The following is a 1,484-nucleotide window of genomic DNA, read 5'->3' as shown; positions in this document are numbered from 1 at the left end:
CCCCGTGGACCGGCCCGCGTGACTTCCAGCATGTGTGGAACGGCGCGTAACGGCCCGCGGCATGTGCAGTGGGCCACAGCGCGGGCGGTGGCCCCGCGTTAGACTGATGTCGTTATGAATCGCACAATATTCAAATCCAAGATCCACCGCGCGACGGTCACGCACGCGGACCTTCACTATGTCGGATCCGTCACCGTGGACCTGGATCTGCTGGAGGCGGCCGACATCCTGCCCGGGGAGCTCGTGGCGATTGTCGACGTCACGAACGGCGCCCGGCTCGAGACCTACACGATTGCCGGCGAACGCGGTTCCGGCGTGATCGGCATCAACGGCGCCGCCGCCCACCTGATGCACGAGAACGACATCGTCATCCTCATCACCTACGCCCAGATGACCACGGAAGAGGCCAAGGCGTACAACCCCAAGGTGGTCCACGTTGACCAGGACAACAAGATTGTCCAGATCGGCAACGACCCCGCGGAGGGCATGACACCCGGGCTTATGCGTCCGCCGCACTCGCTGAACAACGCCGCGCTCAACTAGCGGCAGCGCGCCGTCGGGCGTAATAGGACAGCCCGCGGAATAAAGCTGATTACTCTGGACTGGTGACCCTCACCCGCCGCCCACCCGCCCCGCTGCGGAGAGCCGCGTGCTAGGGGTACTGGCGGGATTCTTCGTCGTCTGGGCCATCATCCTGGTCGGCATGTTCGTGGGCCGGCGCAATATCCTGGGCGAGAACGCCCGCCCCGTCCTGAGCGCCCTGACGTTTTTTGTGGCCAGCCCCGCCCTGCTGTTCGAGACCCTCAGCAAGGCCAAACTCCACGACGTCTTTGCCGCACCGCTGCTCGTCACGGCAGTCGGGGCCGTGACCACAGCGGTCCTGTTCTTTGGCATCGTGCGCATCGCGCTCAAGCGGTCCCTGCCGGAAGCCCTCATCTCCTCCATGAGCTCGTCGCTGGCCAACTCGGCCAACCTCGGCATTCCCATCGCCGTCTTCGTGCTCGGCGATGCCAGCTATGTGGCACCCCTGCTGATCTTCCAGCTGGCTTTCTTCACCCCCTTGTTCCTCATGGCGCTGGACGCCACCACCAGCTCGCACCGCACCACGCCCCTGAGTTTCGTGCTCATGATCCTGCGCAACCCGATGATCGTGGGCACAGGACTCGGGCTCCTGGTGGCCGCCACCGGCTGGACGGTGCCGCCGCTGATCCTGGAGCCCATCCATTTGATCGGCGGGGCCGCGATCCCGGCCATGCTGATCGCCTTCGGCATGAGCCTGAACGGTTCCAAGCCGCTGCAGGCGGCCGCCGGACGCCGGCTGGACGCCCTGCTGGCGAGCTTCTTCAAGCTCGTTGTCCACCCGCTGGTGGCCTACCTGTTTGCCCATTTTGTCCTCGGCATGCAGGAACAGGCGCTCTTTGCCGCCGTCGTCACGGCCGCCCTGCCCACCGCCCAGAACGTGTTTGTCGCGGCCAGCCGTTACC

At 65.5% G+C, this 1,484-nt stretch carries 2 protein-coding genes; both read left to right on the top strand.

Annotated features, from left to right (window positions below; all coding sequences use genetic code 11):
• Positions 1-114 precede the first annotated feature (114 nt).
• Positions 115-543, top strand: coding sequence for an aspartate 1-decarboxylase (gene panD / locus Y706_RS0102755; protein ID WP_028275366.1), 429 nt, complete (start codon positions 115-117; stop codon positions 541-543).
• A gap of 106 nt (positions 544-649) precedes the next feature.
• The coding region (locus Y706_RS23255; RefSeq protein WP_043434394.1) for an AEC family transporter at positions 650-1,484 on the top strand (835 nt) is incomplete at its 3' end.

Source organism: Arthrobacter sp. I3, from assembly GCF_000520575.1.
Taxonomy (GTDB): domain Bacteria; phylum Actinomycetota; class Actinomycetes; order Actinomycetales; family Micrococcaceae; genus Arthrobacter; species Arthrobacter humicola_A.
The sequence above is the reverse complement of the archived record's forward strand: the minus strand, read 5'-3'. Positions and strand labels throughout refer to the sequence as shown.

Coding starts and splice junctions, on each gene's coding strand:
- panD (WP_028275366.1), top strand. CDS start 115: ATGAATCGCACAATATTCAAATCCAAGATCCACCGCGCGACGGTCACG.